This window comes from Pelomonas lactea (assembly GCF_043555885.1).
In the GTDB taxonomy this organism is placed as follows: Bacteria; Pseudomonadota; Gammaproteobacteria; order Burkholderiales; family Burkholderiaceae_C; genus Pelomonas; species Pelomonas lactea.
Window position 1 is genome coordinate 57,973 of record NZ_JBIGHX010000011.1, and the last position, 26,661, is coordinate 84,633.

The 26,661-nt window shown below is 71.6% G+C and carries 26 protein-coding genes; 10 read left to right on the forward strand and 16 right to left on the reverse strand.

Features of this window, described 5'->3' with window-relative positions; genetic code table 11:
- Positions 1–36 precede the first annotated feature (36 nt).
- Positions 37–1,023 carry an LD-carboxypeptidase gene (locus ACG04Q_RS24080; RefSeq protein WP_394514135.1) on the reverse strand — a complete coding sequence of 329 codons (987 nt, stop codon included), beginning with the start codon at positions 1,021–1,023 and terminating at the stop codon, positions 37–39.
- The gene (gene tadA, locus ACG04Q_RS24085) at positions 1,020–1,565 is read right to left on the reverse strand and encodes a tRNA adenosine(34) deaminase TadA (protein ID WP_394514136.1); all 546 of its coding nucleotides are present in this window, start codon (positions 1,563–1,565) and stop codon (positions 1,020–1,022) included. Before tadA ends, ACG04Q_RS24080 begins: the two co-directional genes overlap by 4 nt.
- A 42-nt stretch (positions 1,566–1,607) precedes the next feature.
- On the opposite strand from tadA, the gene pxpB reads away from it, so the two are divergent.
- From pxpB to ACG04Q_RS24105, 4 genes are read left to right on the forward strand one after another with little or no spacing between them, the layout of a single operon-like run.
- A complete protein-coding gene (pxpB, locus tag ACG04Q_RS24090; protein ID WP_394514137.1) occupies positions 1,608–2,240 on the forward strand; it encodes a 5-oxoprolinase subunit PxpB in 633 nt (210 codons plus the stop codon).
- Positions 2,237–3,160 carry a 5-oxoprolinase subunit C family protein gene (locus tag ACG04Q_RS24095; RefSeq protein ID WP_394514138.1) on the forward strand — a complete coding sequence of 308 codons (924 nt, stop codon included), beginning with the start codon at positions 2,237–2,239 and terminating at the stop codon, positions 3,158–3,160. Before pxpB ends, ACG04Q_RS24095 begins: the two co-directional genes overlap by 4 nt.
- Positions 3,145–3,879 carry a 5-oxoprolinase subunit PxpA gene (gene pxpA / locus ACG04Q_RS24100; protein ID WP_394514139.1) on the forward strand — a complete coding sequence of 245 codons (735 nt, stop codon included), beginning with the start codon at positions 3,145–3,147 and terminating at the stop codon, positions 3,877–3,879. The genes ACG04Q_RS24095 and pxpA overlap by 16 nt, the downstream gene beginning before the upstream one ends.
- Positions 3,876–4,883: a DUF72 domain-containing protein gene (locus tag ACG04Q_RS24105; RefSeq protein ID WP_394514140.1), complete on the forward strand. Its 1,008-nt coding sequence runs from the start codon at positions 3,876–3,878 to the stop codon at positions 4,881–4,883. Before pxpA ends, ACG04Q_RS24105 begins: the two co-directional genes overlap by 4 nt.
- Positions 4,884–4,889: 6 nt before the next feature.
- Here ACG04Q_RS24105 and ACG04Q_RS24110 read toward each other — a convergent pair whose 3' ends face one another.
- The 6 genes from ACG04Q_RS24110 to guaB form a co-directional block, all read right to left on the reverse strand.
- Positions 4,890–5,069 (reverse strand): hypothetical protein, encoded by a 180-nt coding sequence (locus ACG04Q_RS24110; protein ID WP_394514141.1) that lies wholly within the window; start codon positions 5,067–5,069, stop codon positions 4,890–4,892.
- A gap of 100 nt (positions 5,070–5,169) precedes the next feature.
- Entirely contained in the window at positions 5,170–5,715 is a 546-nt protein-coding gene (locus ACG04Q_RS24115) for a 2'-5' RNA ligase family protein (protein ID WP_394514142.1), read from the reverse strand.
- A gap of 4 nt (positions 5,716–5,719) precedes the next feature.
- Complete coding sequence (locus tag ACG04Q_RS24120; RefSeq protein ID WP_394514143.1) at positions 5,720–5,938, reverse strand: hypothetical protein; 219 nt, start codon at positions 5,936–5,938, stop codon at positions 5,720–5,722.
- 60 nt (positions 5,939–5,998) lie between these two features.
- Positions 5,999–7,606 (reverse strand): glutamine-hydrolyzing GMP synthase, encoded by a 1,608-nt coding sequence (gene guaA / locus ACG04Q_RS24125; protein ID WP_394514144.1) that lies wholly within the window; start codon positions 7,604–7,606, stop codon positions 5,999–6,001.
- A 10-nt stretch (positions 7,607–7,616) separates the two neighbouring features.
- Positions 7,617–8,846 (reverse strand): MFS transporter, encoded by a 1,230-nt coding sequence (locus ACG04Q_RS24130; protein ID WP_394514145.1) that lies wholly within the window; start codon positions 8,844–8,846, stop codon positions 7,617–7,619.
- A 60-nt stretch (positions 8,847–8,906) separates the two neighbouring features.
- On the reverse strand, positions 8,907–10,376 hold the full coding sequence (gene guaB, locus ACG04Q_RS24135; protein ID WP_394514146.1) for an IMP dehydrogenase: 1,470 nt from the start codon (positions 10,374–10,376) through the stop codon (positions 8,907–8,909).
- Positions 10,377–10,436: 60 nt separating this feature from the next.
- On the opposite strand from guaB, the gene ACG04Q_RS24140 reads away from it, so the two are divergent.
- Positions 10,437–10,949: a DUF4124 domain-containing protein gene (locus ACG04Q_RS24140; RefSeq protein WP_394514148.1), complete on the forward strand. Its 513-nt coding sequence runs from the start codon at positions 10,437–10,439 to the stop codon at positions 10,947–10,949.
- Positions 10,950–10,956: 7 nt separating this feature from the next.
- Here ACG04Q_RS24140 and ACG04Q_RS24145 read toward each other — a convergent pair whose 3' ends face one another.
- Both ACG04Q_RS24145 and ACG04Q_RS24150 read right to left on the reverse strand, forming a co-directional pair.
- Positions 10,957–11,262: an RnfH family protein gene (locus tag ACG04Q_RS24145; protein ID WP_394514150.1), complete on the reverse strand. Its 306-nt coding sequence runs from the start codon at positions 11,260–11,262 to the stop codon at positions 10,957–10,959.
- Positions 11,252–11,710 carry a type II toxin-antitoxin system RatA family toxin gene (locus tag ACG04Q_RS24150; protein WP_394514152.1) on the reverse strand — a complete coding sequence of 153 codons (459 nt, stop codon included), beginning with the start codon at positions 11,708–11,710 and terminating at the stop codon, positions 11,252–11,254. Before ACG04Q_RS24150 ends, ACG04Q_RS24145 begins: the two co-directional genes overlap by 11 nt.
- A 47-nt stretch (positions 11,711–11,757) precedes the next feature.
- On the opposite strand from ACG04Q_RS24150, the gene smpB reads away from it, so the two are divergent.
- Positions 11,758–12,216 carry an SsrA-binding protein SmpB gene (smpB, locus tag ACG04Q_RS24155; protein ID WP_394514154.1) on the forward strand — a complete coding sequence of 153 codons (459 nt, stop codon included), beginning with the start codon at positions 11,758–11,760 and terminating at the stop codon, positions 12,214–12,216.
- Here smpB and ACG04Q_RS24160 read toward each other — a convergent pair.
- The 4 genes from ACG04Q_RS24160 to ACG04Q_RS24175 all read right to left on the reverse strand — a co-directional run bounded on the left by ACG04Q_RS24160 (position 12,213) and on the right by ACG04Q_RS24175 (position 16,550).
- On the reverse strand, positions 12,213–13,397 hold the full coding sequence (locus ACG04Q_RS24160) for a PLP-dependent transferase (protein WP_394514157.1): 1,185 nt from the start codon (positions 13,395–13,397) through the stop codon (positions 12,213–12,215). The two genes, smpB and ACG04Q_RS24160, sit on opposite strands and share 4 nt — an antisense overlap.
- A complete protein-coding gene (gene rimO / locus ACG04Q_RS24165; protein ID WP_394514159.1) occupies positions 13,394–14,776 on the reverse strand; it encodes a 30S ribosomal protein S12 methylthiotransferase RimO in 1,383 nt (460 codons plus the stop codon). Before rimO ends, ACG04Q_RS24160 begins: the two co-directional genes overlap by 4 nt.
- Positions 14,777–14,808: 32 nt before the next feature.
- Positions 14,809–15,339 (reverse strand): polyhydroxyalkanoate synthesis repressor PhaR, encoded by a 531-nt coding sequence (gene phaR, locus ACG04Q_RS24170; RefSeq protein ID WP_394514161.1) that lies wholly within the window; start codon positions 15,337–15,339, stop codon positions 14,809–14,811.
- Positions 15,340–15,464: 125 nt separating this feature from the next.
- Complete coding sequence (locus tag ACG04Q_RS24175; RefSeq protein WP_394514163.1) at positions 15,465–16,550, reverse strand: LacI family DNA-binding transcriptional regulator; 1,086 nt, start codon at positions 16,548–16,550, stop codon at positions 15,465–15,467.
- A 286-nt stretch (positions 16,551–16,836) separates the two neighbouring features.
- On the opposite strand from ACG04Q_RS24175, the gene ACG04Q_RS24180 reads away from it, so the two are divergent.
- Positions 16,837–17,697: an alpha/beta hydrolase gene (locus ACG04Q_RS24180; protein ID WP_394514165.1), complete on the forward strand. Its 861-nt coding sequence runs from the start codon at positions 16,837–16,839 to the stop codon at positions 17,695–17,697.
- A 5-nt stretch (positions 17,698–17,702) separates the two neighbouring features.
- On the opposite strand, the gene ACG04Q_RS24185 is transcribed toward ACG04Q_RS24180, so the two are convergent.
- Positions 17,703–18,788, reverse strand: a complete 1,086-nt coding sequence (locus tag ACG04Q_RS24185) for a LacI family DNA-binding transcriptional regulator (RefSeq protein WP_394514167.1) — start codon at positions 18,786–18,788, stop codon at positions 17,703–17,705.
- 258 nt (positions 18,789–19,046) lie between these two features.
- Here ACG04Q_RS24185 and ACG04Q_RS24190 point away from each other — a divergent pair, with 258 nt between their 5' ends.
- Positions 19,047–21,023, forward strand: a complete 1,977-nt coding sequence (locus ACG04Q_RS24190) for a sialate O-acetylesterase (protein WP_394514169.1) — start codon at positions 19,047–19,049, stop codon at positions 21,021–21,023.
- Between the two features lie 85 nt (positions 21,024–21,108).
- Here the strand turns inward: ACG04Q_RS24190 and galB are convergent, their stop codons facing one another.
- A complete protein-coding gene (galB, locus tag ACG04Q_RS24195) occupies positions 21,109–23,829 on the reverse strand; it encodes a beta-galactosidase GalB (protein ID WP_394514172.1) in 2,721 nt (906 codons plus the stop codon).
- Positions 23,830–23,994: 165 nt separating this feature from the next.
- On the opposite strand from galB, the gene ACG04Q_RS24200 reads away from it, so the two are divergent.
- Positions 23,995–25,032, forward strand: coding sequence for a LacI family DNA-binding transcriptional regulator (locus ACG04Q_RS24200; RefSeq protein ID WP_394514174.1), 1,038 nt, complete (start codon positions 23,995–23,997; stop codon positions 25,030–25,032).
- Positions 25,029–26,609, forward strand: a complete 1,581-nt coding sequence (locus ACG04Q_RS24205; protein WP_394514176.1) for a glycoside hydrolase family 43 protein — start codon at positions 25,029–25,031, stop codon at positions 26,607–26,609. Before ACG04Q_RS24200 ends, ACG04Q_RS24205 begins: the two co-directional genes overlap by 4 nt.
- The last annotated feature ends 52 nt before the right edge of the window (positions 26,610–26,661 follow it).

The window sequence follows — 26,661 nt, forward strand, 5'->3', positions numbered from 1 at the left end:
ACCGCTGAAAGACGGCCAGGAAAACCCCGTGTGACTTCAGTGATGGTCGTGGCCGCAGTCGTCGCCGCAGTCCGGCCCGTGGTCGTGGTGGGCGGCATGGGCCAGGCGCGGGTCCGACTGCCAGCCCAGGATGGCCTCGCGCCCCTGCACGTACAGCTCCACCGTGCCGCCCACCGGCAGGCACACCTTGGTGCGCACATGGCCGAACGGCAGGCCGGTCAGCACCGGCGTCTTCGTGCGGGCGCGCAGCGCGGCGATGGCGTCCTTCAGGCCGTAGCCGCGGTCGTTGGGCGTCTTGGCCGCGCCGCTGAAGTCGCCCAGCAGCACGGCCGCCTGGTGGTCGATGACGCCGGCCTGCTGCAGTTGCAGCAGCATGCGCTCGACGCGGTAGGGATGCTCGTTGATGTCTTCCAGGAACAGCAGCCCGCCCTTGATCTTGGGCCAGTGCGGCGTGCCCAGCAGCGAACACAGCACGGTGAGGTTGCCGCCCCACAGCCGGCCGCGCGCCTCCAGACCGTCGAACTCGGCGCTGGGCGCGCGAAAGCCCACGGCCTCCAGCGCGCCGCTCATCGCCTCGGTGAAGCAGTCCTGCGTCACCTCGTCGACGCCGCCGTCCGCCTCGCTGCGGCCGAAGTCGTCGCAGGCCAGCGGGCCGCTCCACATCGCCAGGCCCTTGTGGCGCGCGATGAAGCCGTTCTGCAGCGCCGTCAGGTCGCTGTAGCCCACCCAGCGGGTGCCGCGCTCCACGCTGGCGGCGATGCGCGCCCAGTCGATCTGGTCCAGCAGCCGCGTCAGGCCGTAGCCACCGCGCGAGGCCAGCGCCACCGACGGCGCCGCGTCGGCAATGCGGTGCAGTGCGGCGAGGCGCGCGGCGTCGTCGCCGGCAAAGCGCTGCTGGCGCGACAGCGCATCGGCGTCGATGCTCACCTCAAAGCCCAGCGCCGTGAGCCGCCTGGCGGCGCGCTTCAGCGCATCGGCCTTCTGCACCGCGCCGGCCGGGGAAAACAGGGTGAGCGTCGTCATGGGGTGTCGTCCAGGTGGGTGGCCTCGCCGGTGGGGATCAGCCCCTGGCGTTCGGCACGGCGCGCACGCGCGGCCTCGCGGCGTTCGGCAAAGAACTCGCGCAGCAGCTTGCCGGAGGCATCAGCCATCAGCCCCCGCTCGATGCGCGTGTGGTGATTGAGCTGCGGCAGCGCGAACAGGTCGGTGACGGAGCCCGCCACGCCCGTTTTGGGATCGGTGGCCGCGAACACGATGCGCTTGAAGCGCGCGTGCATCAGCGCCATCGCGCACATCGCGCAGGGCTCCAGCGTGATGAAGATCTCGCACTCCGGCAGCCGGTAGTTCTCCAGCAGCGTGGCGGCGTGGCGAAGCGCGACGATCTCGGCATGGGCCGTGGGGTCGTGCGTCGTGATGGGGCGGTTGTAGCCGGTCGCAATGACCTGGCCGCCGCGCGTGATGACGGCGCCCACGGGCACCTCGCCCACCAGCCAGGCGTTGTGGGCCTGGTCCAGCGCGAGCCGCATCGCGTACTCGTCGGCGGGCGTGAAAAGAGGGTCGGTCATCGGGGCGGCAGTTTAGGCGACGGCTCTGGCATGCTTTCGGCCATGAGCGTGTTGTCCGTCCATCCTCTCGGCGAATCGGCCCTGTGCTGCACGCTGCCCGCGCCCCTGTCGCTCGACCAGCAGCAGCGCATCTGGCAGCTTGCGGCCGCGCTGGGCGAGGTGGACGGCGTGCAGGAACTCATCCCCGGCATGAACAACCTGACGCTGCTGTTCGACCCGCTGCGCACCGAGCCCGCCGCGCTGGAGGCCGCCGCGCACCAGCTGTGGACGCAGCCGCCGCGCCGCCGCGCACCGGGCCGGCGGGTCGAGATTCCGGTGAGCTACGACGGCCCCGACCTCGGCGATGTCGCCGCGCACTGCGGGCTGAGCGCGGCCGAGGTCGTGCGCCGCCACACCGCGGCCGAGTACGTCGTCTACTTCCTCGGCTTCCAGCCCGGCTTCGCCTACCTGGGCGGGCTGGACGCGTCGCTGCACACACCGCGCCGGAGCGAGCCGCGCGTGGCGGTACCCGCCGGCAGCGTGGGCATAGGCGGCGCGCAGACGGGCATCTACCCGCTGGCCACGCCGGGCGGCTGGCAGCTCATCGGCCGCACGGCCATCCCGCTGTTCGACCCGCAGGCCGAGCCGCCCACGCTGCTGGCGCCGGGCGACCGCGTGCGCTTTGTCGCCGCATGATCGAGATCGTTCGCGCCGGGCCGCTGGCCACCGTGCAGGACCTCGGCCGCGCCGGCTGGCGCGACCGGGGCCTGAGCCTGTGCGGCGCGCTGGACGACCTTGCGCTGCAGGCCGGCAATCTGCTTGTCGGCAACGCGCCCGGCGCGGCGGGGCTGGAGTTCACGCTGGGCGGCGCCACGCTGCGCTTTCATGCCGACGGCTGCATCGCCGTCACCGGCACCGATGCCGACGCCCAGCTCGACGGCCACGCCGTGCGCCCCTGGTGGCGCCAGCGCGTGCGTGCCGGCCAGACGCTCAAGCTCGCCGCGCCGCGCGAGCGCATGCGCAGCTACGTGGCCGTGGCCGGCGGCGTCGACGTGCCTGTGGCGCTGGGCTCACACAGCACCGACCTCAAGGCCCACTTCGGCGGGCAGGCCGGCCGCGCGCTACGCGACGGCGACCGCCTGCCGCTGAAGGCCGCCGCCGCCCTGCCCTCGCGCGCCGTCGGCCTGCGCCCGCCCGTGTGGACGCCCAGCGTGCGCGCGCTGCCCGGCCCCGAGCACGACGACTTCCCGGCCGGCGCCTTCTGGGGCGCCGACTGGGCCGTCACGCCGCAGAGCAACCGCATGGGCTATCGGCTCGCCGGCCCGGTGCTGGCGCGTGAGCACGGCGCGGAGCTGGCGTCGCACGGCGTGCTGCCGGGCGTCGTGCAGGTGCCGCCGTCGGGCCAGCCCATCGTGCTGCTGGCCGACGCGCAGACCACCGGCGGCTACCCCAAGATCGCCGTCGTCATCCGCGCCGATCTGTGGAAACTCGCCCAGCTGCCGCTGGGCGCCACGCTGCGCTTCGAGCGCTGCACCCGCGAGGACGCCGTGGCCGCCCTCCGGCAACAACAATTGCTGCTGAACCAGATGAGCACCGCGCTATGCATGTCGACCTGAACGCCGACCTCGGCGAAGGCGCCCCCGACGACGCCGACCTGCTGGCCCTCGTCAGCTCCGCCAACATCGCCTGCGGCTGGCATGCCGGCGACGCGCGGCTGATGCAGCGCACCGTGGCTGCGGCGCTGGACCGCGGCGTGGCCATCGGCGCGCACCCCAGCTACCCGGACCGCGAGCACTTCGGCCGCCGCGAGATGGCCCTCAGCCCCGACGACGTGCGCGCGGACGTGACCTACCAGATCGGCGCACTCGCCGCGCTGGTGCGCGCGCAAGGCGGCGCGCTGCACCACGTGAAGCCGCATGGCGCGCTCTACAACCAGGCCGCGCGCGACCCGGCGCTGGCAGATGCCATCGCCGCCGCCGTGCTGGACGTCGACCCGTCGCTGGCCCTCTACGGCCTGGCCGGCAGCGAGCTGCTGCGCGCCGCCGAACGCGCCGGGCTGCGCGCCGTGGCCGAGGTGTTCGCCGACCGCGGCTACCGCGCCGATGGCAGCCTGGTGCCGCGCGGCCAGCCCGGCGCGCTGGTTGACGACGTGGACGAGGCCGTGGCCCGCACGCTGCGCATGGTGCGCGACGGCAGCGTGCAGGCCGTGACCGGCGAGACCGTGCGGCTGCGCGCCGACACCCTCTGCCTGCACGGCGACGGCCCGCATGCGCTCGCCTTCGCGCGCGCCATCCATGCCGCGCTGACGGCTGCCGGCGTGCAACTGCGGCCATGACCGATCAGGACGACCTCTTCGGCACCGCACCCCACGCGCCAGAGACTGCCAAGCCGCGCACCCGCGGCGTGCAGCCCGCGCCGGTGCTGGCCGACGATGCCGCCCTCGCCGCGCGGCTGTCGCCTCACGTGCACCTGGGCACGTCGACCTGGAGCTACCCCGGCTGGCAGGGCCTGGTGTGGGCCGGCCGGCACAGCGAATCGACGCTGTCGCGCACCGGCCTGCCGGCCTACGCCGCGCACCCGCTGCTGCGCGCCGTCGGCATCGACCGCGGCTTCTACCGGCCGCTCGCGGCGTCGGAATTCCAGCGCTACGCCGAGCAGGTGGCGCCGGGCTTTCGCTTCACGGTGAAGGCGCCCAGCCTGGTCACCGACGCGCTGCTGCGCAGCGAGGATGGCCGTGGCCAGCAGCCCAACCCGCTGTTCCTGGACCCGACGACCGCGCTGCACGACTTCATCGAACCGGCGTACGAAGGATTGGGGGCCACCCTTGGCGCTCTGGTGTTCCAGATCAGCCCGCTGCCCGGCCCGCGGCTGGCGCGCATGAACGAACAGTTCGACCTGCTGCACGCGCTGCTGCTGGCACTGCCCAGACCACCCGCCGGCGTGCTGGCCGTGGAGGTGCGCGACGCCGCCTGGCTGACACCGGACTTCGCCGCGCTGCTGCGCGACACCGGCGCGCGCTACTGCGTGGGCCTGCACCCCAAGCTGCCTCCGCTGACCGAGCAGCTGCCGCTGCTGCGCGCGCTGTGGCCGGGGCCGCTGGTGGCGCGCTGGAACCTGAACCGCCTGCACGGCGCCTACGGCTACGAGGAGGCCGAGAAAAAGTACGGTGAGTTCACCGAGATGCTGGACCCCGACCCGCAGACCCGTGCCGAGCTGGCCCGCATCATCCGCGGCACGGCAGGCGCCGGGCAGGACTGCTTCGTCACCATCTCCAACAAGGCCGAAGGCTCGGCGCCGCTCAGCGTGCGCGCGCTGGCGCAGGCCGTGGCCGACGGTTGAGCCGGGTCAGCGCTGCGGCGTGGGCGGCAGGTTGCCGCCCTCGCCTTCCCAGCGGTGCACGTCGTCGCGCTGGCGCTGGTGGTCGTCCTTGGCGCGACGCTGCAACTGCTGGCGGCCCAGGTGCTGCGTGAGCTTCATGGCCAGCACCGAGGCGGCCACCAGGGCGATGAGGGGCTTGAGGATCATGGCGATGTCTCCTGGCGAGGTGGTTGCATCGTGGCCGGTTCGCCGGCCTGCGCCGGTCGGCGTGCGGCGGCAGGGCCTGTAGGACCGCACCCCGCGGCGCTCAGCCCTGCAGCGGCCAGCGGCCGATGACGTCGTGCCGGGTGAGGCCCTGCGGGCTCTTCACCAGCACGAACTCGTTGGCGATCCAGCCAGGCAGGTCGACCGGCCATGCCGGCGCGCGGCGCTTGTCGTAGCGCAGCGTCAGGTGCGGCTCGTAGTCACGCTCGGGCGCCGCCAGGCCATGTGCCACAAGGCGCTCGACGAGCGCGTCGCGCAGCTCGCGCACCGCCTCCAGGCCCTGGCCGCCGGTCAGCACGAAGGGATGCTGGCGGGCGTGCTCGTCACCCCAGCTCGCGAAGCGGTCGAAGCCCAGGCCGAACGCCGGCCGCACGACCTCGGCCGCGGCGCGCTGCGCGGTGGCGACGAGGCGCGCGTCGGGCTCACCGTCGAAGCTGCCGAAGTAGTGCAGCGTGATGTGGAAGATGCGGCTGGGCCGCAGGCGCGGCGGCAGGCCGCGCACCTCATGCTCCGCCGTCGCAAAGCGCGCGATGCGATCGGCCGTCGCGTCGTCGGGCCGCAGCGCGAAGAAGAGCTTGTGCCCCGGCACGGCCTCACTGCGTGGCGGACGCCGCCGCCTCGGCGGCGCGCCGGGCCGCCTCGTCGAGGCTGCCCTGCACCTGCTGCCCCACGGCCTGCGGCGCCGGCAGCGCGGCACTGGCCGCCGCCGCGCCGGGTGCTGCCGGCTTCAGCGCCGTGGCCTGCTTCTTGGCCAGCGACAGCACGATGGCGGCAACGATGACGAGGGCGAGAAGGCTGAGGGCAGCACGCATGCGGGAGGCTCCGGTGGGAGCCGCGAGCTTAGCGCGCCCACTGCGGGCCTCGGCCCTCGCTCACTCCCACTCGATGGTGGCGGGCGGCTTGCTGCTGACGTCGTAGGTCACGCGGTTGATGCCGCGCACCTCGTTGATGATGCGGCCCGACGTGCGCTTGAGCATCGCGTAGGGCAGCTCAGCCCAGTCGGCCGTCATGAAGTCGCTGGTCTGCACGGCGCGCAGGGCCACGACGTAGTCGTAGGTGCGGCCATCGCCCATGACGCCCACGCTCTTGACCGGCAGGAACACGGCAAAGGCCTGCGAAGTCAGGTCGTACCAGCTCTTGCCGGTGGCCGGGTCGATGGTGTTGCGCAGCTCCTCGATGAAGATGGCGTCCGCCCGGCGCAGCAGGTCGGCGTATTGCTGCTTGACCTCGCCGAGGATGCGCACGCCCAGGCCCGGGCCGGGGAACGGGTGGCGGTAGACCATCTCGGCCGGCAGGCCCAGGGCCACGCCCAGCGCGCGCACTTCGTCCTTGAACAGCTCGCGCAGCGGCTCCAGCAGCTTCAGGCCGAGCTGCTCCGGCAGGCCGCCGACGTTGTGGTGGCTCTTGATGGTGGTGGCCTTCTTGGTCTTGGTGCCGCCACTCTCCACCACGTCGGGGTAGATGGTGCCTTGCGCCAGGAAGGTCGCGCCCTTGTGGCCGCCGTCGCCCGCCTTGAGCTTGGCGGCTTCGGCCTTGAAGACGTCGACGAACAGGCGGCCGATGATCTTGCGCTTCTGCTCGGGGTCGGTGACGCCGGCGAGTTCGCCGAGGAAGAGCTCGCTCGCGTCCACGCGGATGACCTTGGCGTGCAGCTTGCCGGCGAACATGTCCATGACCATGTCGCCCTCGTTCAGGCGCAGCAGGCCGTGGTCGACGAAGACGCAGGTCAGCTGGTCGCCGATGGCGCGGTGGATCAGCGCCGCGGCCACGGACGAGTCGACACCGCCGGACAGGCCCAGGATGACTTCCTCGTCGCCCACCTGCTCGCGGATCTTCGCGACGGCTTCGTCGATGTAGCTGCCCATCTGCCAGTCGCCCTTGCAGCCGGCGATGTCGCGCACGAAGCGGCGCAGCAGCGCCTCGCCCTGCAGCGTGTGCGTGACCTCGGGGTGGAACTGCACCGCGTAGAAGCCGCGCGCCTCGTCGGCCATGCCGGCGATGGGGCAGCTGGGCGTGGAGGCCATCAGCTTGAAGCCCGGCGGCAGCGCCGCGACCTTGTCGCCGTGGCTCATCCAGACCTTCAGCATGCCGTGCTTCTCGGGCGTCTCGAAGTCCTGGATGCCGTCCAGCAGCCTGGTGTGGCCGTGCGCGCGCACCTCGGCATAGCCGAATTCGCGGTGGTCGCTCCACTCGACGCTGCCGCCCAGCTGCACCGCCATGGTCTGCATGCCGTAGCAGATGCCCAGCACCGGCACGCCGGCGTCCCACACGGCCTGCGGCGCGCGCAGTTCATGGTCCTCGTACGTGGACGCGTGGCTGCCGCTCAGGATGATGGCCTTGGGCGCGAACGAGCGGATGAAGTCGTCCGACACGTCGTTCGGGTGGATCTCGCAGTACACCGACGCGTCGCGCACGCGGCGCGCGATGAGCTGCGTGACCTGGGAGCCGAAGTCGAGGATGAGGACCTTGTCGTGTTGCATGGCGCGTCTTTCAGGCCGGCTGCGGGGCCGGCTGGCTGCGGAAGAAACGGAGGGTGATGAACAGGGCCGCGGCCTGCAGGGCCGCGCAGGTATAGAAGGGCAGGCCCATCATCAGGTCGGCCGCCGGCCGGTGCGACACCTGGGCCAGCAGCGTCAGCCCCAGCAGCGGCGCGAGCACCGCCATCAGGCTGTTCAGCGACGACACGGCGCCCATCGCCCGCCCCTGGTGGGCGGCGCCGGCGGCGTTCGAGATGAAGCTCTGCAGCGCGGCCGCGCCGACGCCACCGAGCAGGTTCAGGCCGATGACGACGTACATCATCCAGCCCTCGGTCGCGAGGCCGAAGCCCAGGTAGGCCAGCGACGCCGACACCATGCTGACCACGGCCAGCCGCTGCGGGCTGAAGCGCTTGAGCAACGGCTTGAGCAGCACGCCCTGGCTGATGACGGACACGATGCCCACGACCAGCAGCGACCAGCTGACCGCCAGCGGCCCCCAGCCGAAGCGGAACTTTGTGTACAGCACCCAGGTGTTGTGCAGCGTGAACTGCGCCAGCGACGACAGCGCGATGACCGCCACCAGCGGCCCCACGCCCTGCAGCGCCGCCAGGCCGCGCAGGGCGCTCGCCGGGTTGGCCTTGCGCCAGTCGAACGGGCTGCGCCGGTCCTTGGGCAGCGACTCGGGCAGCACGAAGAAGCCGTAGCACCAGTTCAGCACGGCCAGCGTGCCGGCGGCGAAGAACGGCCAGTGCACGTCGTGATCGCCCAGCAGGCCGCCGATGACGGGGCCCAGGATGAAGCCGATGCCGAACATCGCGCCCAGCTGCCCGAAGCGACGCGCACGGTCCTCGGGCGGCGTGATGTCGGCCACGTAGGCGTTGGCGATGGCGATGTTGGCCTGCATGGCGCCCGAGAACAGACGCACGACGACCAGCATCCACAGCGCCGTCGCCATGGCCGTCACGAAAAAGCTCAGCGCCAGGCCCGCGAAGCCGATCAGCAGCACCGGGCGGCGGCCGAAGCGGTCGGACAGCGCGCCCAGCACCGGCGAGCCGAAGAAGTTGGCCACGCCAAAGGCCATGGTCACCATCAGGAACGCCGAGGTCTGCTCGTCGTTGCTGCCGGTGAACGTGCCGACGATGTGCGGCAGCACCGGCACCATCAGGCCGATGGAGATCATGTCGATCAGCACCGCGGCCATGATGAAACCCATGGCGGGGGTGCGTTGCGGTGTGGGGCTCATCGTGGTTCTAAAAAGAGAAACGGGGCGATCCGAAATCGCCCCGTTGTCGCTAGATGCAGCTCACTCGCTCCGGTAGTTCGGTGCTTCCTTCGTGATCTGCACGTCGTGCACATGGCTTTCGCGCATGCCGGCCGTCGTGATCTCGACGAACTCCGCCTTGTTCTGCATGTCGGCGATGGTGGCGCAGCCGCAGTAGTGCATCGACGCCTTCAGGCCGCCGGCCATCTGGAAGATGACCTGCACGACCGAGCCCTTGTAGGGCACCTGGCCTTCGATGCCTTCCGGCACCAGCTTGGACGTGTTCGGGTTGTTGGCCGACGTGTCCTGGAAGTAGCGGTCGGCGCTGCCCTTGGCCATCGCGCCCATGGAGCCCATGCCGCGGTAGCTCTTGAACGTGCGGCCCTGGTACAGGATGGTCTCGCCCGGGGCTTCCTCGGTGCCGGCAAAGGCGCCGCCCATCATGATGCAGTCCGCGCCGGCGGCGATGGCCTTGGCCACGTCACCGGAGTAGCGGATGCCACCGTCGGCGATGACCGGCACGCCGGTGCCGCGCAGCGCGGTGGCGACGTTGTCGACCGCCGTGATCTGCGGCACGCCCACGCCCGCGACGATGCGCGTCGTGCAGATGGAGCCGGGGCCGATGCCGACCTTGACGCCGTCAGCGCCCGCCTCGACGAGCGCCAGCGCCGCCGCGCCGGTGGCGATGTTGCCGCCGATGACGTCCACGCCGGGGAAGTTGCGCTTGACCCAGCGCACGCGCTCCAGCACGCCGGCGCTGTGGCCGTGGGCGGTGTCGACGATGATGGCGTCCACGCCCGCCTTGACCAGCAGTTCGACGCGCTGCTCGGTGTCCTCGCCGAAGCCGACCGCCGCGCCGACGCGCAGGCCGCCGTGCGAATCACGCGCGGCGTTCGGGAAGCTGGTCTGCTTGGTGATGTCCTTCACCGTCATCAGGCCGCGCAGCTCGAAATCGTCGTTGATGACGACGACACGCTCCAGCTTGTGGGCGTGCATCAGCGCCTTGGCCTGCTCCAGAGACGCGCCTTCCTTGACGGTCACGAGCTTGCTCGCGGGCGTCATGATCTCGCTGACCTTGGCGTCCATGCGCGTCTCGAAGCGCAGGTCACGGCCGGTGACGATGCCGACGACCTTCTTGCCCTGCACGACCGGGAAACCCGAGAAGCCATGCAGGCGGGTCAGCTCGACGGCGTCGCGGACGGTGGCGTCGGGGCTGATCGTCAGCGGCTCGCGCACGACGCCGCTCTCGTAGCGCTTGACCCGGGCCACCTCGCGCGCCTGGGCTTCCGCCGACAGGTTCTTGTGCACGATGCCGATGCCGCCTTCCTGCGCGATCGCGATCGCGAGACGGGCCTCGGTCACGGTGTCCATGGCGGCGGACACCAGCGGCAGGTTCAGGGGAATGTTGCGCGACAGACGGGTCGCAAGGCTGGTGTCGCGGGGCAACACCTGGGAGAACGCTGGCACCAACAACACATCGTCGAAGGTGAGCGCTTTGCCGAGAAGGCGCATGAGGAAAGCTCCAGACGCAAAGCGGCATTATACGGAGGGGCCCGCAGGTACACTGCTTCGATGCATTGCAAGCCCTTTTTCGTCGCCCTGATCGGTCTCGCCCTGGCCGCCTCCGCGCAGGCGCAGTGGAAGTGGAAAGACGCCAAGGGCAACGTGCAGTACAGCGACCGCCCGCCGCCGTCGGGGACGCCGGACAAAGACATCCTGCTGCGTCCCGCGAACGCGACGCGCGTGATCTCCGTGGTGCCGGCCGGCGCTGCCGCCAGTGCCGCAGCGTCCGCACCGGCAGCCCGCCCCGCCGCCAGCGCGCCGACGAAGGCCGAGCAGGAGGCCGCAGCCCGGCAGAAGCAGGATCAGGACAAGGAAGCGGCCAAGCAGAAGGAAGAGGAACGCCGCCTCGCCGAGACACGCCGCGAGAACTGCAGCCGCGCCCAGTCCCAACTGCGCGACCTGCAGAGCGGCATCCGCATCACCCGCACCAACGAGGCGGGCGAGCGCGTCTTCATGGACGACGCACAGCGCCAGGCCGAGGTTGAACGCACCCGCAACCTCGTCACCAACGAGTGCAAGTGACCGTGAATCAGCCGCCGCCGGCCTTGGGCCGATGGCGCGACACGATGCGCGCGCCCCGCTTGGCGTAGCGCTGGCGGCGGGCCTCCTTGGGGTCCACCGTCAGCGGACGGTAGACCTCGATACGGTCACGGTCCCGCAGCAGCGCGTCCAAGGTTCTCACGCGACCCCAGATGCCCACGCGCAGCTCGCCCGGGGGCGGCGTGAAATCGGCGCAGCCTCGCAGCGCGGACTCGATGGTGGCGCCCGCCTCCAGCTCCAGCCAGCGGTGCTGTACGTCGCCAGCCTGCGGGCTCCAGACCAGCTCAACGCGCACCGTACTGCACCTCGGCACGCTGCACGAAGCTGTCGACGAAGGTGTTGGCGATGCGGTCGAACACCGGGCTGACCACGGCCTCCAGCGCACCGCTGCTGAACGCGTAGCTCAGCTCGAAAACCACCTTGCAGGCGCTGGGCTCGCCGGTCGTGCCGGGCTTGTTCAGCGGCAGGAACTGCCACACCCCGTCCAGGTGCGAGAACGGGCCGTCCACCAGCTCCATGCGCACGGTGCGGCCGGCCTCGTTGCGGTTGCGGGTGGTGAACGCATGCCGCACGCCGGCATAAGCCAGGTGCAGCCGCGCGGTGACGGCATCGCCCTCCTGCGCCAGCACATCGACCTTGTTGCACCAGGGCAGGAACTCGGGGTAGTGCTCCACGCCGGTGACCAGCTCGTACATCTCCTGCGGCGTGTACCAGAGCAGAACGGACTTTTTGACCTGCTTCATAGAATGACGGGATTGTAAGAAGGCCGCCAGGCCCCATCTCCCTGCCCATGTCCATCGCCGAGAACCGCCGCGCCCGTTACGACTACCACATCGAAGAGCAATTCGAGGCCGGCGTCGTGCTGTCGGGCTGGGAGATCAAGGCCATCCGCGCAGGCCAGGTGCAGCTGACCGACGGCTACGTGCTCATCAGGGACGGTGAGCTGTTCCTGATCGGCTGCCGCATCAACGCGCTGCGAAGCGCCTCCACGCACGTCACGCCCGAGGCCGACCGCACCAAGAAGCTGCTGCTGCACAAGGCCGAGATCAAGCGGCTCGTGGGCAAGGTGGAGCAACGCGGCTTCACGCTGGTGCCGCTGAACCTGCACTTCAAGGGCGGCCGCGTGAAGGCCGACATCGCGCTGGCCAAGGGCAAGGCCCAGCATGACAAGCGCGAGACCGAGAAGAAACGCGACTGGGAACGCGAGAAGGGCCAGTTGATGCGACACAAGGTGTCGCACAAAGGCTAAGCCAGCGCGCCCAGCGCCCGTTCGATGTCGGCCTGCAGGTCGGCGCCGTCTTCCAGCCCGATCGCAAAACGCACCAGCGTACCGCCGTCGAACGGCAGCGGCAGGTTGCGGCTGCGGCTCATGTCGTAGGGCACGGCCAGGCTCATCGGGCCGGCCCACGAGTAGCCGATGCCGAACAGCTGCAGCGCATCGACGAAGGCATCCACCTGGCGCGCGCCGTACTCGGGCTTGAACACCGCCGAGAACAGGCAGGCCGCGCCCGCGCCGCCGACGGCCAGCCAGTGTTCATGGCCCGGCGAGCCGGGCAGCGCCGGGTGGAAGACCCGCGCCACCTCCGGCCGGCCTGCCATCCAGCGCGCCAACTCGCGCGTCACCCGGTCCTGCGCCTCGTAGCGCAGCTGCAGCGTCGGCAGGCCGCGCAGCACCAGCTCCACGTCGTTCTGACCCACGCCGTAGCCGAGATGTTCGTGCGCGTGGTTGAGCCGGTCGTGCAGGCGTTTGTCGCGCGTGCAGACGGAACCCATGAGCACGTCGGCGCCGCCGCTGGGGTATTTGGTCAGCGCCTGCATGACGATGTCGGCACCCAGGCCCGGGTGGGTCTCGGGTGCCGGCTCGAAGCCGTTGAACGCCAGTCCAGCGCCCCAGGTGTTGTCCAGCGCCGTCGTGATGCCGCGCGCGCGGCAGGCGGCCAACGTGCCCAGCAGGTCCGGGAACTCCAGTGTGATGGAGCCCGCCGCTTCCAGCCAGACGAGCTTGGTGTTGTCGCGCAGCTCCGGCACCGTCAGCGGGTCGTAGAAGCGGTGCGCGACACCCCACTGCGGCAGCCACGATTCGGTCAGGTAGCGGTTCTGGCCGTAGACGTTGTCCGGCACCAGCACCTCGTCGCCGGGGCGCAGGATGGACAGCGACGGCAGCGTCACCGCCGCCAGGCCGCTGGGCACCAGCAGGCAGTGCTCGGCATGCTCCAGCGTGGCCAGGCGAGCGGCCAGCGTGTAGCTGGTGGGGGTGCCGTGCAGGCCGTAGCGGTAGGTCAGGCCGTCACGCGGCCGGGGCTTGTGCAAGTCGGCCGTGTCCTTGAACAGCACGGTGGACGCCTTGGCCACCGGCACCGGCACCGCGTCCCAGCCTTCGGGGGCGCGGTACGGGTGATGGATCAGCGTCGTGGCCGGGCTCCGCTTCAAACCAGACTCCCCACCAGGTCGTGCCCATCGGCGGCGACGATGCGCACCCGGGCGAAGTCGCCCACCTTCATCGTCTTGCTGGCCTTCTCGGGCGGCAGGATCTTGACGGTGCCGTCGATCTCGGGCGCGTCGGCATAGGTGCGGCCCACGCCGCCCTTGCGGCCCAGCGCCGGGGCGGCATCCACCAGCACCTGCAGTGTCTGGCCGACGCGGCTTTGCAGCTTGGCGGCCGACACGGCCTCAGCCACCGCCATGAAGCGCGCGCGGCGCTCCTCGCGCACCTCGTCGGGCAGCGCGCCGGGGATGTCGTTGGCGCTGGCGCCCTCCACCGGTGAGTAGGCGAAGCAGCCGGCACGGTCGATCTGCGCTTCCTGCATGAAGTCCAGCAGGTACTGGAACTCTGCTTCCGTCTCGCCAGGGAAGCCGGCGATGAACGTCGAGCGGATCACCAGCTCCGGGCAGGCTTCGCGCCAGCGCAGGATTCGCTCCATGTTCTTCTCGCCGTTTGCGGGGCGCTTCATGCGCTTGAGCACGTCCGGGTGGGCATGCTGGAAAGGCACGTCCAGGTACGGCAGCACCAGGCCTTCGGCCATCAGCGGCAGCACCTCGTCCACATGCGGGTACGGGTAGACGTAGTGCAGCCGCACCCACGCGCCGTAAGGCTTGGCGATCTCGCCGAGCTGGGCGACGAGATCCAGCATGCGGGTCTTGACCGGCTTGCCGTCCCAGAAGCCCATGCGGTACTTCACGTCCACGCCGTAAGCCGAGGTGTCCTGGCTGATGACCAGCAGCTCCTTCACGCCGCTCTCGAACAGCGCGCGGGCCTCGTTCAGCACGTCGCCGATGGGGCGGGACACGAGGTCGCCACGCATGCTGGGGATGATGCAGAACGAGCAGCGGTGATTGCAGCCCTCGCTGATCTTCAGATACGCGTAGTGCTTGGGCGTGAGCTTGATGCCGTAGCTGGGCACCAGGTCGACGAAGGGATCGTGCGGCTTGGGCACGTGGGTATGCACCGCATCCATGACCTCCTGCGTCGCATGCGGGCCGGTCACGGCCAGCACGCTGGGGTGGATCTCGCGGACGAGGCTGCCGGCGTCGGCGCTGGCATTGCCCGCCTTGGCGCCCAGGCACCCGGTCACGATGACCTTGCCGTTCTCGGCCAGCGCCTCGCCGATGGTGTCCAGGCTTTCCTTGACGGCGTCATCGATGAAGCCGCAGGTGTTGACGATCACCAGGTCGGCGCCGGCGAAGGTCTTGGAGGTCTCGTAGCCCTCGGCGCGCAGCTGGGTGAGGATGAGCTCGCTGTCGGTCAGGGCTTTCGGGCAACCCAGACTGACAAAGCCGATCTTGGGGACGGAGGTGGACGTTTCATTCATCACCGCATTTTCGGCGATGTCGCCAACCCGCCCTATTTCTTGGTGCCGAACGGGAACAGCGCGCCGGCATTCTTCATCTGTTCCTGCCACTGGTTCATCAGCGACTTGGACTGCTCGGCGTAGCCGCCCATCAGGCCGGTCCAGGCCTCGGGGCTGAAGGGCATGCCCGGCGTCTGCTCGGTGAAGCGCTGCTGCATGTCGGTGAAGGCCTGCATCTGGCGCTCCAGCAGACCGCCCATGACACCCTGCATCGCGTGACCGTAGAACCGGATGATCTGCGCCAGCGAGCTGGTCGAGAACATCGGCACGCCACCGGTTTCTTCCTCAAGGATGATCTGCAGCAGGATGGATCGGGTCAGGTCCTCGTGGCTCTTGGCGTCGTGGACTTCGAAGTCCACGCCGTCCAGCACCATGCGCTTCACGTCGGCCAGCGTGATGTAGCTGCTGGTCTGCGTGTCGTAGAGGCGGCGGTTGGGGTACTTCTTGAGCACGCGCAGCCCGGGCTTGGCCTGGGGGGCGGCGGTGTCTTCGGTGGATGCCGGCTTTTTGCGGGCAGTCGCCATGCGGGGGTCTCCTGTGCAGTGCAACAAATTCTAGGCAGAGCCCGAATGTCGCTCCGAACGGGTTTCCCTGAGTCTCGGGAAAGCCACAACCCCACGTTCATGCCGCAAACGCGCAACCGCCTGCGTCAGGCCACGATGCCTAACCGCACGGCCGGCCGGAGCTTGGGCGCCGCGTCGGACTGCCGGCGGATCAGCGTGTGCGCCATCATCTGCTGGCTCGGCGGCAGCCGCACACCGTTGCGCCAGGCGCGGATGTGCCGCACCAGCGTGTCGACGGCCGCGCCCGCCATGTCGCCGATGGGCTGGCGCACCGTGGTGAGCTCGGGCCAGATGGTGGTGGCCAGCGGCGCATCATCGAAGCCGACGACGGTCAGGTCGCTGGGCACGTACAACCCGAGGCGCTGCGCGACGGCGACGGTGGCGGCGGCCATGTCGTCGTTGCTGGCGAAGACGGCGGACGGCCGGCGGGCGCCGGCCAGCAGCCGCTCGGCGGCGTCCAGGCCGGACTGGTAGGTGAAACGCCCCTGGGCCCGCTGCACGTCCTGCGCAGGGTCCAGCCCGGCCTCGGCAACGGCGGCCTCGAAACCCGCCAACCGGCGCTCGCTGCTGCAGTGCCCCGGGTCGCCCATGATGAAGCCCAGCCGCTGATGGCCCAACGCCAGCAGATGGCGCGTCATCTCGTAGGCCGCCCGGTAGTCGTCGATGCTGACGCCGTGGGCATGCGACGACGGCTGGCCGGCCGACACCGTGACGGTCGGCGTACCGCAGCGGGCGACGAGGTCCAGCAGCGGCCGGGACTCGCAGAAGGGCGGCGGCAGGATGAGTCCGTCGACGCCCTGGGCCATCAGGGCGGACACCACATCGACGCCATCGCTGCCGGCGTCGCAGAACTGCGCGTTGAGCTGCACGTGCCGCAGGCTGATCTTGCTCAACAGGCCCAGCATGAAGCCGTTCAGGTAGCCCGCCCGCGTGTCGCTGTACAGCAGGCCGATGAGGATGGGGCGTGCGCCGGCCAGCTTGCGCGCCGCCGGGTTGGGGACGTAGTTCAGCGCGGCGACGGCAGCCTGCACCCGGGCCCGGCTGTCGGGCCTCACCGAGGGCTCGCCATTGACGACACGCGACACCGTCATCGTCGACACACCGGCAAGCCGGGCCACATCGGACACCGTGGCCGGCCGCGGGCCGGCGCCGGCAGTGGCTGCATGCTTCATGGGCATCCTTTCGGGCGGGGGGCGGCGGTGCCCGCTGATATATCAGTGCCATCCTAGAAAGCCGCAGCGACGCCCGGCAATCAAATTCACGAGCGTTTCGATCACCGCATGGGCATCGAAGCCCTCAGGCTGAGGTGAGACACGCGCGCCGCTGAGGGAGCCCATGACGAAAAGCAAATCGCCGGGCGGTCAGAAGTCATTGGCCTGCGCACGGACAGCCTGCCTAGCATGCGCCGCCCTGCCCCACCCACCTTGCCCGACGATGACGCGACTCCGGTGTTCCCTGATGGCCTGTCTCCTCGCGCTTGCCGGCGCCGCGGCGGCGCAGCCGGCCGACGTGCCCCGCCCGCTGAGCTGGCCCATCGAACTGCAGGCCGACGACCGGCCCGCCCTCGCCCCGCCGCCGGCGGGCTGGGACCGCCCCCGCGACGGCATCCCGCACGGCCGGCTGGAGATGCTGGACTACGACTCGCGCACCGTCGGCACGCGCCGGCGCATGCTGGTCTACACGCCGCCGGGCCACGACCCGCTGCGCGCCTACCCGGTGCTGTACCTGCTGCACGGCATCGGCGGCGACGAGACCGAATGGCAGCGCTTCGCGGCGCCCGAGGTGCTGCTGGACAACCTCATCGCCGACGGCCTCGCCCAGCCGATGATCGTCGTCATGCCCAACGGGCGTGCGCAACCCAACGACCGCGCCGAGGGCAATGTGTTCGCCGCGGCGCCGGCCTTCGCCCGCTTCGAGCGCGACCTGCTGGACGATGTGATCCCCGCCATCGAGGCGCGCTTTCGCACCCGCACCGACCGCGACGGCCGCGCGCTGGCCGGTCTTTCAATGGGGGGCGGCCAGGCGCTGAACTTCGGGCTCACGCACCCGGAGCGCTTCGCCTGGGTGGGCGGCTTCTCTTCGGCCCCCAACACGCGGGCGCCGGCCGAGCTGCTGCCCGACGCCGGCGCGGCCCGGCAGTTGCGGCTGCTGTGGCTGTCCTGCGGCAGCCTGGACGGGCTGCTGCGCGTCAGCCAGGGCGTGCATGCCCGGCTGCAGGCGCTCGGTGTGCCGCATGTCTGGCATGTGCCGGCGCACGGCCACGACGCGGCACAGTGGCGGCAGGACCTGTACCACTTCGCGCAGCGGTTGTTCCAGTGAGCCGCTCAGGCCACCGCGCCCAGCCGCAGCGGCGGGCGCGAACGCGGCGCGGCGTCGGACTGGCGCCGCACCAGCTCGAACGGCATCAGCACATGCTCGCAGGGCAGCGGCTTGCCGGCGCGGCGCGCGCGGATGTGACGCACCAGCAGCTCCACGGCGGCGCCGGCCATCTTCGTGACCGGCTGGCGCACGGTGGTCAGCTCGGGCCAGATCGTCGTGGCCAGAGGTGCATCGTCGAAGCCGACGACCGCGAGATCGCTGGGCACATCCAGGCCCATGCGGTGCGCGATGGCCACCGTGGCTGCAGCCATGTCGTCGTTGCTGGCGAAGATGGCCGTGGGTCGGTCCGCGCCGGCGAGCAGTTGCTCGGCGGCGTCCAGCCCCGAGCGGTAGCTGAAGTCGCCCTGCGCCAGCTGCGCCGCCTGCGCCGGGTCCAGCCCCGCGTCGCGCAGCGCGCTGCGCAGGCCCGCCAGCCGGCGCTCGCTGCAGTGCTGATGCCGGTCGCCAAGGATGAAGCCCAGCCGCTGGTGGCCCAGCGACAGCAGGTGGCGCGTCATCTCGTAAGCGGCGCGCTGGTCGTCGATGCCGATGGCGCTGGCCAGCGCGCTGGGCCGGCCGCTGGACACCGCCACCGCCAGCACCTTGTGCGCGGCCAGCCGCTGCAGCAGCGGCTCCGAGTCGCAGAAAGGCGGCGGCAGGATGAGACCGTGGGCGCCGCCGGCGATCATCGCCCGCACCATGTCCTCCTCGTCCTCGCGCTGCTCGCAGCGCTGCACGTCCAGCTGCACATGGCGCAGGCCGGCCTTGCTGAGCAGGCCGATCATGAAGTCGTTCAGGTAGCCCACGCTGGGGTCGTTGAACACCATGCCGATGCGGATGGTCTCGCTGTCGGGCTCGCGGCGCACGGACGGGTGCGGCAGGTAGTTCAGCGCAGCGATGGCGGCGTTGACCTTCTCGCGCGTTTCCGGCCGCACGCCTGGCTCGTCATTGACGACGCGCGACACCGTCATCGGCGACACGCCGGCCAGCCCGGCCACGTCGGCAATCGTGGCCGCCTTGGTGCGCCGCCGCTGGCGCGCGGGTTGATTCACTCTCGACCTTCGATGATTCGCTTGCGTCCGCCGGACCTCACCGCGGAGGCCGACGCCAGTCGAATGGTAAGCCATTGCTGAAATACCACCCTAATGGTTGCGCCCCCATTGCTGCTGTGGGCCGTACGAGCGGGTGCAATCCGTCACGAAACGCGTCTGCCAGCCTGCAAAATCGCGCCTGCCCGGCGGCTGCGCCGGTTGTTAGCGCTACATGAACGATCGCCGCGCACAGGCGACGGCCCAGAACCAAGGAGACCCATGACTTCACCCGCCCTGCGCCGCCTCGCGCGGCCGCTCATCCCCGCCCTGCTGGGCCTGTTCGGTGCCACGGCCCAGGCGGATGTGCGCCTGGCCCAGGTGTTCGGCGACCACATGGTGCTGCAGCGCGACCAACCCATCCGCGTCTGGGGCTGGGCCGCGCCTGGCCGCACGCTGAGCGTCGTGCTGGCCGGCCACAAGGCCACCGCGAAGGCCGGCGCTGACGGCCGCTGGCTGGCACAGCTGCCCGCGCTCAAGGCCGGCGGGCCGCACGAGCTGCAGGTGACGGGCGACGGCGAGGCCCGCCGCAGCGACATCCTCATCGGCGACGTCTGGCTGCTGGGCGGCCAGTCCAACATGGAATGGCCGCTGCAGGCCACCGACACGGCGACGCAGGAGATTGCCTCGCCGCAGAACGCGCAGCTGCGCCACCTGCGCGTGCCGCTGCGCGCCAGCCTGCGGCCCGAGGCCGACATCGCGCCGGCTCCCTGGGTGGTGGCCGAGACCGGCAAGGTGGGCGAGTTCAGCGCCGTGGGCTACCACTTCGCGCGCCAGATGCAGACGACGCTGGGCGTGCCGGTGGGCCTGGTCAACACCGCCTGGGGCGGCTCGCACCTGGAGACCTGGGTGCGCCGCGACATGGCGCTGGCCGACGCCGCGCTGGCACCGTTCGTGAAGGACCTGCCTGCCGACAACACCGGCTTCGCGCAGGCGCTGCGCCAGCGGCTGGAGACGCGCGTGGCCGCGTGGCAGCCGGGGCTGCCCTGGCAGGGCGTGGATGCCAGCGGCTGGTCGGCCGCCGGCGACCTGGACGCCGGCTGGCCCGTGCTGCAGGCGCCGGGCGTCTGGGAAGGCCAGGGCCTGGCCGACGTGGACGGCATCGTCTGGCTGCGCCGCAAGCTGGAGCTCAGCGCCGCGCAGGCTGCCGGCGCCGCCGAGCTGCACCTGGCCAAGGTGGACGACTGCGACGAGGTCTGGGTCAACGGCCAGAAGGTGGGCGGCCAGTGCGGCTACGACCAGCCGCGCCGCTATGCCGTGCCCGCCGGCCTGCTGCGCGCGGGGGCGAACTGGATCGCCATGCGCGTGACCGACACGGGCGGCGGCGGCGGCATCCACGGCGACGCCGCCTCGCTGCGGCTGGACACGACCGCGGGCGCCGTGCCGCTGGCCGGGGCCTGGCACGCGCGCGTCGAGCGGGTGACGGTGGGCAACGGGCCGACGGCCAATGACGCGCCGACCCTGGCCCACAACGGCCTCGTCGCGCCGCTGCAGGGTCTGTCCTTCCGCGGCGTGCTCTGGTACCAGGGCGAGAGCAACACCGGCCGCGCAGCCGCCTATGCCGGCGAGTTCCAGCGCCTCATCACCGACTGGCGCACGCAGTTCGGCCAGCCGCAGCTGCCGTTCTTCTTCGTGCAGCTGGCGTCGTTCCTGCCGCTGCAGAACAACCGCCCCGGTCACGGCGGCTGGGCCGAGCTGCGCGACGCGCAGGCGCAGGCGCTGAAGCTGCCGCACACCGGCATGGCGGTCGCCCTCGACGTGGGCGACGCCAACGACATCCACCCGCGCAACAAGCGCACGCTGGGCCAGCGCCTGGCCGGCCTGGCGCTGCACGACCTGGGCCTGCGCGCGGCGCCGGCCAGCGGCCCGGTGCTGGCGGGCTCGGAGGTGCGCGGCAACGAGCTGTGGCTGCGCTTCAAGCACACCGGCGGCGGCTTGCGCCCGGCGCTGGCGGGCGAGGCGCTGCGTGGCTTCGTGCTGGCGGGGGCGGACCGCAAGTTCGTGGCGGCGACCGCGCGCATCGAGGGCAACGCCGTCGTCCTCAGCAGCCCGGCCGTGGCGGCGCCGCTGGCGGCGCGCTACGCGTGGATGGACAACCCCAGCGAGTCCAACCTCGTCGGCGGCGACGGCCTGCCCGCGGCGCCGGCGCGCAGCGATGACTGGGCGTTGGAGACGGCGGGGAAGAAGTACCCTCAGTGAGCGTGGCGGGGCGGGGCGGGTTGGAAGCCCTGCCCTTCTCACGTGTCGCCAACCCACCCCGGCCTGGCGGCGTGCTCGATGACGGTCATCGGCCCTGCTGCGTGTCAACGGTGACCTCGGCCGCGGTCAGGCCGTCGGCCTGCGCGCGCACCGTGAGCTTGCCCGCCACGCCGGCACGGCCGCGGACGATGGCCAGCGCCTGGCCGCTGAACGCGCGGCGGCTCAGCGACGGGAAGGCCTCGAAGCTGGTCGCATCGCCGTTGTCGGTGGCGACGATGTCGCCGGGGCCGTCGATGCTGAACCGGATGCGCGCGTCGGCGCGCGGCACGGTGCGGCCTTGCGCGTCGGTGATGCGCAGCGTGACGAAGCTGAGATCGCTGCCGTCGGCGGCGATGGTGCCGCGGTCGGCCTGCAGCGCCAGCCGCGTCGCGGCGCCGGCTGTGGCAACGCTGGCGGTGGCCCACGGCTGGCCGCCCTTGTAGGCCTGCAGCGTCAGCGTGCCGGGCTCGTAGACGACGTCGTCCCAGCGCAGGCGGTATTCACCCGCGCCCTTCTTGCGCTTGCCCAGCGAGCGGCCATTCAGGAACAGCTCGGCCTCGTCGCCGCTGGTGAACGCATGCACCGGCGTGACCTGGCCCATGCGCTCGGGCCAGGTCCAGTGCGGCAGCAGGTGGGCCATGGGCAGCTCGGGCCGCCAGCGCGACTGGTAGAGCCAGTAGCGGTCCTTGGGGAAGCCGGCCAGGTCGACGATGCCGGAATACGAGCTGCGCGCCGCGTAGTACGGCGTGGGCTCGCCGAGGTAGTCGAAGCCGGTCCAGACGAACTCGCCGGCGACGAAGGGGTGGGCGTCCAGCGCCTTGAACACCTTGTCGGCCGACGCGCCGAAGTCCACCGCGTGCAGCTCATAGCCGCTGACCTGCAGCGCCTGCGAGTCGCCGCCGCGGCCGTCGCGCGTGATGGAGCTCTGCGCCGGTGTGACCGGGAACAGGTAGACGCCGCGGCTGCTGAAGGCCGACGCCGTCTCGCTGCTGACGATGAGCTTGCCCGGGAACTTCGCGTGGAAGTGCGGGTACTGCGGCGGCGTGCGGATGCGGTCGGTGCCGATGAACTCGGGGTCCTGGCGGATGCCTTCGCCCTGGTAGTTCAGGCTGATGACGTCCACCTCGGCGGGCAGCGGCATGTCGGACTTGGCGAAGTTCATCGCCGTCGTCGTCGGGCGCGTCGGGTCTTCCTCGCGGGCGATCTGATGCAGGCGGCGCGCAACGGCGGCGCCGGCTTCGCCGGTGTACTGCTCGCCCACCTCGTTGCCGATGCTCCACATGACGATGGACGGGTGGTTGCGGTCGCGGCGCAGCATGGCGCGCAGGTCGGGCTCGTGCCAGTCCGGGAAGATCAGGTGAAAGTCCAGCGGCGTCTTCTTGCGCTCCCAGCTGTCGAAGATCTCGTCGACGACCAGCAGGCCCAGGCGGTCGCACAGGTCCAGGAACTCCGGCGCCGGCGGGTTGTGCGCCAGGCGGATGGCGTTGGCGCCCATGGCCTGCAGGATCTGCAGCTGCCGCTCGGCGGCGCGCACGTTGAAGGCGGCACCCAAGGCGCCAAGGTCATGGTGCAGGTTGACGCCCTGCAGCTTCACCGGCTGGCCGTTGACGTGCAGGCCCGTGTCGGCATCGAAGCGCAGCGTGCGGATGCCGAAGGGCGTCTCATGACGGTCCAGCTCGCCGGCCGCGCCCACCAGCCGCGTGACGGCGACGTAGCGCTGCGGCAGTTGCTGCGGCGCCGGCCCCCACAGGCGCGGCCTGGCGATGCGCAGCGAGGCCGTCACCTCGCCCTGCCCGGCCGCCGGCACGCCCAGCCCGGGGTTGCGCGCGGCGGCCACGGCGTCGCCGGTGGGGCGGCCATCGGCGTCCAGCGCGAAGACCTCGGTCAGCACGTCCACCGCCGCGGCCGCGGCGCCGTCGTTGTCCACGCGCACGCGGACCTGCACGGTGGCCTGCTCGGCCGACACCTCGGGCGTCGTCACCGTGGTGCCCCAGTGGGCCACGTGCACCGGCGCCGTCTTCGTCAGCCAGACCTTGCGGTACAGCCCCGCGCCGGGGTACCAGCGGGCGGACTCGGGCGGGTTGTCCAGCCGGATGACCAGCTGGTTGGCGCCGCCGGGCCGGGCCCACGGCGTCAGGTCCAGCCGGAACGAGTTGTAGCCGTAGGGCCAGCCGCCCACCAGCTTGCCGTTGAGCCAGACGGTCGCGTAGGCCATCGCACCGTCCACGTCCAGGAACAGCGAGCGCCCCTGGTCGCTGGCGGGAATGTCCAGCGCGCGGCGGTACCAGACCGGGCCCCACGTCTGCAGCCGACCCATGCCGCCGTAGGGGCCCGTCTGCAGGAACGGCCCGGCGATGGCCCAGTCATGCGGCAGCGTGACGGCCTGCCAGCCGCGGTCGTCGAAGCCGGGCTGCACGAAGGCGACGTCGCTGCCGGGGTGGCCGTCGGGGCGGCGGTGGCGCCGGGCCGGGTCGCCGATGAAGGCGTTGGCGCTGGGCAGCACCCAGGGCTTGAGCACGAGGCCCGACGCGGCGCCCGTGGCCTTGACGGCCTCGTCGGGCCGCGCGTCGGCCACCTTGCCGTCGGCCGAGGCGGTCACCTCGGGGCGCTGGTCGTACATCAGCCGTGCGGAGGCGCCGGCCGGGTCGCCGCGGTGGAAGCGCCAGCCGGTGGCGAGGTCGATGCGCTCGCGCGCCAGCGCCGGCAGCGCCGCCACCAGGGCCAGCGCCAGGCCGGCGGCCGCGCGCCGCCAGGGGTTGCCGTGCATGAGGTCTCCTGACTGTCGTTGTTATCGCTCTCGTCACCCGTCCCCGGTCAGCCATCGCGTTGGGGGAAACGCCAGGAAGTATGGGTTGGCGGACAAATATGATAGCGATACCAAACAAGCAGAGGCAAGACTTCTCATGAAGTTGACCGAAGGCGGGAGCCCGCGGTGAGCGCGCTGCCGCAGCGCCCTGAATGGCGGGCCCGGCTGAACGACGTGGCCCGGGAAGCCGGCGTCAGCCTGGCCACCGTGGACCGCGTGCTGAACCAGCGCCCGGGTGTCAGCGCACGCACGCTGGCGCGCGTGCAGGAGGCTGTGTCGCGGCTCACGCTGCAGCAGGAGCCGGCCACCGCACCGCGGCCGCGCGGCGGCAGCTGGCTGCTGTGCTTCCTGCTGCCGGCGGGGCCCAATCATTTCGTCGAGCAGCTGCGCGAGGCGCTGCATGCGCTGGCGCCCTGGCTGGCCGAGCACCATGCTCGCGTGGATGTGCGCACGACCGACGCGTTCGCACCGGCTGCCGCGTCGGCCGCCGTGCGCCGGCTGCGTGGCCAGTACGACGCCGTGGTGCTGATGCTGGAGGACGACCCGCTGGTGCGCGACGCGGTGGAGCGCATGGCGGGCGACGGCACCTGCGTCATCACGCTCGTGTCCGACATCGCCGCGCGCGGCCGCCTGCATTTCGTCGGCATCGACAACCGCGCCGCGGGCCGCACGGCGGCATCGCTGCTGGCGCGCAGCCTGGCGGGGCGGCCGGGCCCGGTGGGCATCGTGCTGGGCTCGCAGGCCCTGCACGATCACGCGCAGCGGCTGGCCGGCTTTCGCGAGCGCATGGCGGCCGAACATCCCGGGCTCGCGCTGCTGCCGCCGCTGGCCTGCAAGGACCGTGCGGAGTCGGCCCAGCCGCTGGTGGCGCGGCTGCTGGACGAGCGGCCCGACCTGGCCGGCCTCTACAGCATCGGCGCCGGCAACGACGGCATCCACGCGGCGCTGCGGCGGCGCGGCGTGGCCTGGGTGTGCCACGAGCTGACGCCGCACACCCGCGCCGCGCTGCTGGACGGCACGGCCAGCGCCGTCATCGGCCAGTCGGCCGCGCAGGAGGCACAGCTGGCCTGCCGGCTGGCGCTGGCGCGGCTGACACGCCAGCGCGGCCAGGACGATGTCCCGCCGCTGCGCATCGAGATCTATCTGAAGGACAACCTGCCATGAAGCAGCCCCTGGCCGTGCGCATCGCGCTGGCACTGGGCGCGGCCGCGCTGCTGCTGGCCGCCCTGCCCGCCCTGGCCTGGCAGGCCGACAACGGCGACGGCACCTACACCAACCCGCCGCTGTACGCCGACTACCCCGACCCCGATGTCATCCGCGTCGGCGAGGACTTCTACTTCGCCACCACCACGTTCGCGAACTCGCCGGGGCTGCGCATCCTGCACTCGCGCGACCTCGTCAACTGGCGCATCGCCGGCCATGTGCTGCCGCGGCTGGACGGCGGCCCGGCGTTCGACCTGACGGGCGGCAACGTCTACCGGCGCGGCGTGTTCGCGCCCAGCCTGCGCTTTCAGGGCGGCGAGTTCATCGTCGCGTTCACCGTGGTGGGCCAGAACACGCGGCTGTGCCGCGCCGCCCAGGTGGCCGGCCCGTGGCGCTGCCATGCGCTGGACCGCGCGGCCTTCGACCCCGCGCTGTTCTTCGACACCGACGGCCGGGCCTACATCGCCACGGCCATCGGCAGCGACGGCACGGTGACGCTGCTGTCGCTGAGCGCGGACCTGACCCGCGTCACCGAGGCCCGCCGGATCCACCACATCCCCGGCGCCGAGGGCTCCAAGCTGGTCCGCCGCGGCGACTGGATCTACATGTTCAATGCGGTGCCGCGGCGGCTGGCGATGACGATCTCGCGCGCCCGCGCGCTGACCGGCCCGTGGGAAACCATCCACGCCATCGACAGCGCCACCAGCGGCGGCCACCAGGGCGCCATCGTGGACCTGGCGGACGGGCGCTGGTGGGGCTTCGTCATGCAGGACAAGCCGGCCATCGGCCGCGTGACGAACTTCAGCCCCATCTTCTGGCGCGACGACTGGCCCGTGTGGGGCACGCCCGAGGCGCCGAACCGCGTGCCGGCCGTGGCGCGCAAGCCGGTGCAGGGCCAGCCGCCGCAGCAGCCCGCCACGTCCGACGAGTTCGACGCGCCGGCGCTGGGCCTGCAGTGGGCGTGGAACCACAACCCCGACGACACGCGCTGGTCGCTCAGCGAGCGGCCGGGCTTCCTGCGGCTGAAGGCGACGCGGGCGACCGGCTTCTGGACCGCCCGCAACACGCTGACGCAGAAGGGCCAGGGGCCGTACAGCCGCGCCGATGTGCGGCTGGACCTGGCGGGCCTGGCGGCCGGCGACCGCTGCGGGCTGGGCACGCTGGGCAAGGTCAACGCCGGCATCGCGGCCGTGCGTGGCGAGGACGGCGGGCTGCGGCTGGAGCGGCACACCATCATCGACAACGGCGACCGCCTGGCCGCCACCGTGCAGCCCGGCCCGGACGTGCCGCTGGCGGCCGGCACGGTGACGCTGCGGCTGGAGATGGACTTCACGCGCGAACGGGGCCGGCTCTCGTGGCTGGACGGCGGCACCGCCCGGCCGCTGGGCGACGAGTTCGAGCTGGTCTACGACTGGCGCACGGGCACCTTCCAGGGGCCGCAGGTGGCGCTGTTCTGCTTCAACACGGCGGCGGCCGGCAACGGCGGCCATGTCGACGTGGACTGGTTCAGGTTCGCGGACCGGCGCGCCGACGACTGACACGCGGCAAAGAAAAATAGGCCGGCGAATCCGCCGGCCCAAAGCCCAGGAG

Bases quoted from the DNA above. Each gene is read 5' to 3' on its own strand.
- ACG04Q_RS24080 (WP_394514135.1), bottom strand. From the start codon at position 1,023: ATGACGACGCTCACCCTGTTTTCCCCGGCCGGCGCGGTGCAGAAGGCC.
- tadA (WP_394514136.1), bottom strand. From the start codon at position 1,565: ATGACCGACCCTCTTTTCACGCCCGCCGACGAGTACGCGATGCGGCTC.
- pxpB (WP_394514137.1), top strand. From the start codon at position 1,608: ATGAGCGTGTTGTCCGTCCATCCTCTCGGCGAATCGGCCCTGTGCTGC.
- ACG04Q_RS24095 (WP_394514138.1), top strand. From the start codon at position 2,237: ATGATCGAGATCGTTCGCGCCGGGCCGCTGGCCACCGTGCAGGACCTC.
- pxpA (WP_394514139.1), top strand. From the start codon at position 3,145: ATGCATGTCGACCTGAACGCCGACCTCGGCGAAGGCGCCCCCGACGAC.
- ACG04Q_RS24105 (WP_394514140.1), top strand. From the start codon at position 3,876: ATGACCGATCAGGACGACCTCTTCGGCACCGCACCCCACGCGCCAGAG.
- ACG04Q_RS24110 (WP_394514141.1), bottom strand. From the start codon at position 5,069: ATGATCCTCAAGCCCCTCATCGCCCTGGTGGCCGCCTCGGTGCTGGCC.
- ACG04Q_RS24120 (WP_394514143.1), bottom strand. From the start codon at position 5,938: ATGCGTGCTGCCCTCAGCCTTCTCGCCCTCGTCATCGTTGCCGCCATC.
- guaA (WP_394514144.1), bottom strand. From the start codon at position 7,606: ATGCAACACGACAAGGTCCTCATCCTCGACTTCGGCTCCCAGGTCACG.
- ACG04Q_RS24130 (WP_394514145.1), bottom strand. From the start codon at position 8,846: ATGAGCCCCACACCGCAACGCACCCCCGCCATGGGTTTCATCATGGCC.
- guaB (WP_394514146.1), bottom strand. From the start codon at position 10,376: ATGCGCCTTCTCGGCAAAGCGCTCACCTTCGACGATGTGTTGTTGGTG.
- ACG04Q_RS24140 (WP_394514148.1), top strand. From the start codon at position 10,437: ATGCATTGCAAGCCCTTTTTCGTCGCCCTGATCGGTCTCGCCCTGGCC.
- ACG04Q_RS24150 (WP_394514152.1), bottom strand. From the start codon at position 11,710: ATGAAGCAGGTCAAAAAGTCCGTTCTGCTCTGGTACACGCCGCAGGAG.
- smpB (WP_394514154.1), top strand. From the start codon at position 11,758: ATGTCCATCGCCGAGAACCGCCGCGCCCGTTACGACTACCACATCGAA.
- rimO (WP_394514159.1), bottom strand. From the start codon at position 14,776: ATGAATGAAACGTCCACCTCCGTCCCCAAGATCGGCTTTGTCAGTCTG.
- phaR (WP_394514161.1), bottom strand. From the start codon at position 15,339: ATGGCGACTGCCCGCAAAAAGCCGGCATCCACCGAAGACACCGCCGCC.
- ACG04Q_RS24175 (WP_394514163.1), bottom strand. From the start codon at position 16,550: ATGAAGCATGCAGCCACTGCCGGCGCCGGCCCGCGGCCGGCCACGGTG.
- ACG04Q_RS24180 (WP_394514165.1), top strand. From the start codon at position 16,837: ATGGCCTGTCTCCTCGCGCTTGCCGGCGCCGCGGCGGCGCAGCCGGCC.
- ACG04Q_RS24190 (WP_394514169.1), top strand. From the start codon at position 19,047: ATGACTTCACCCGCCCTGCGCCGCCTCGCGCGGCCGCTCATCCCCGCC.
- galB (WP_394514172.1), bottom strand. From the start codon at position 23,829: ATGCACGGCAACCCCTGGCGGCGCGCGGCCGCCGGCCTGGCGCTGGCC.
- ACG04Q_RS24205 (WP_394514176.1), top strand. From the start codon at position 25,029: ATGAAGCAGCCCCTGGCCGTGCGCATCGCGCTGGCACTGGGCGCGGCC.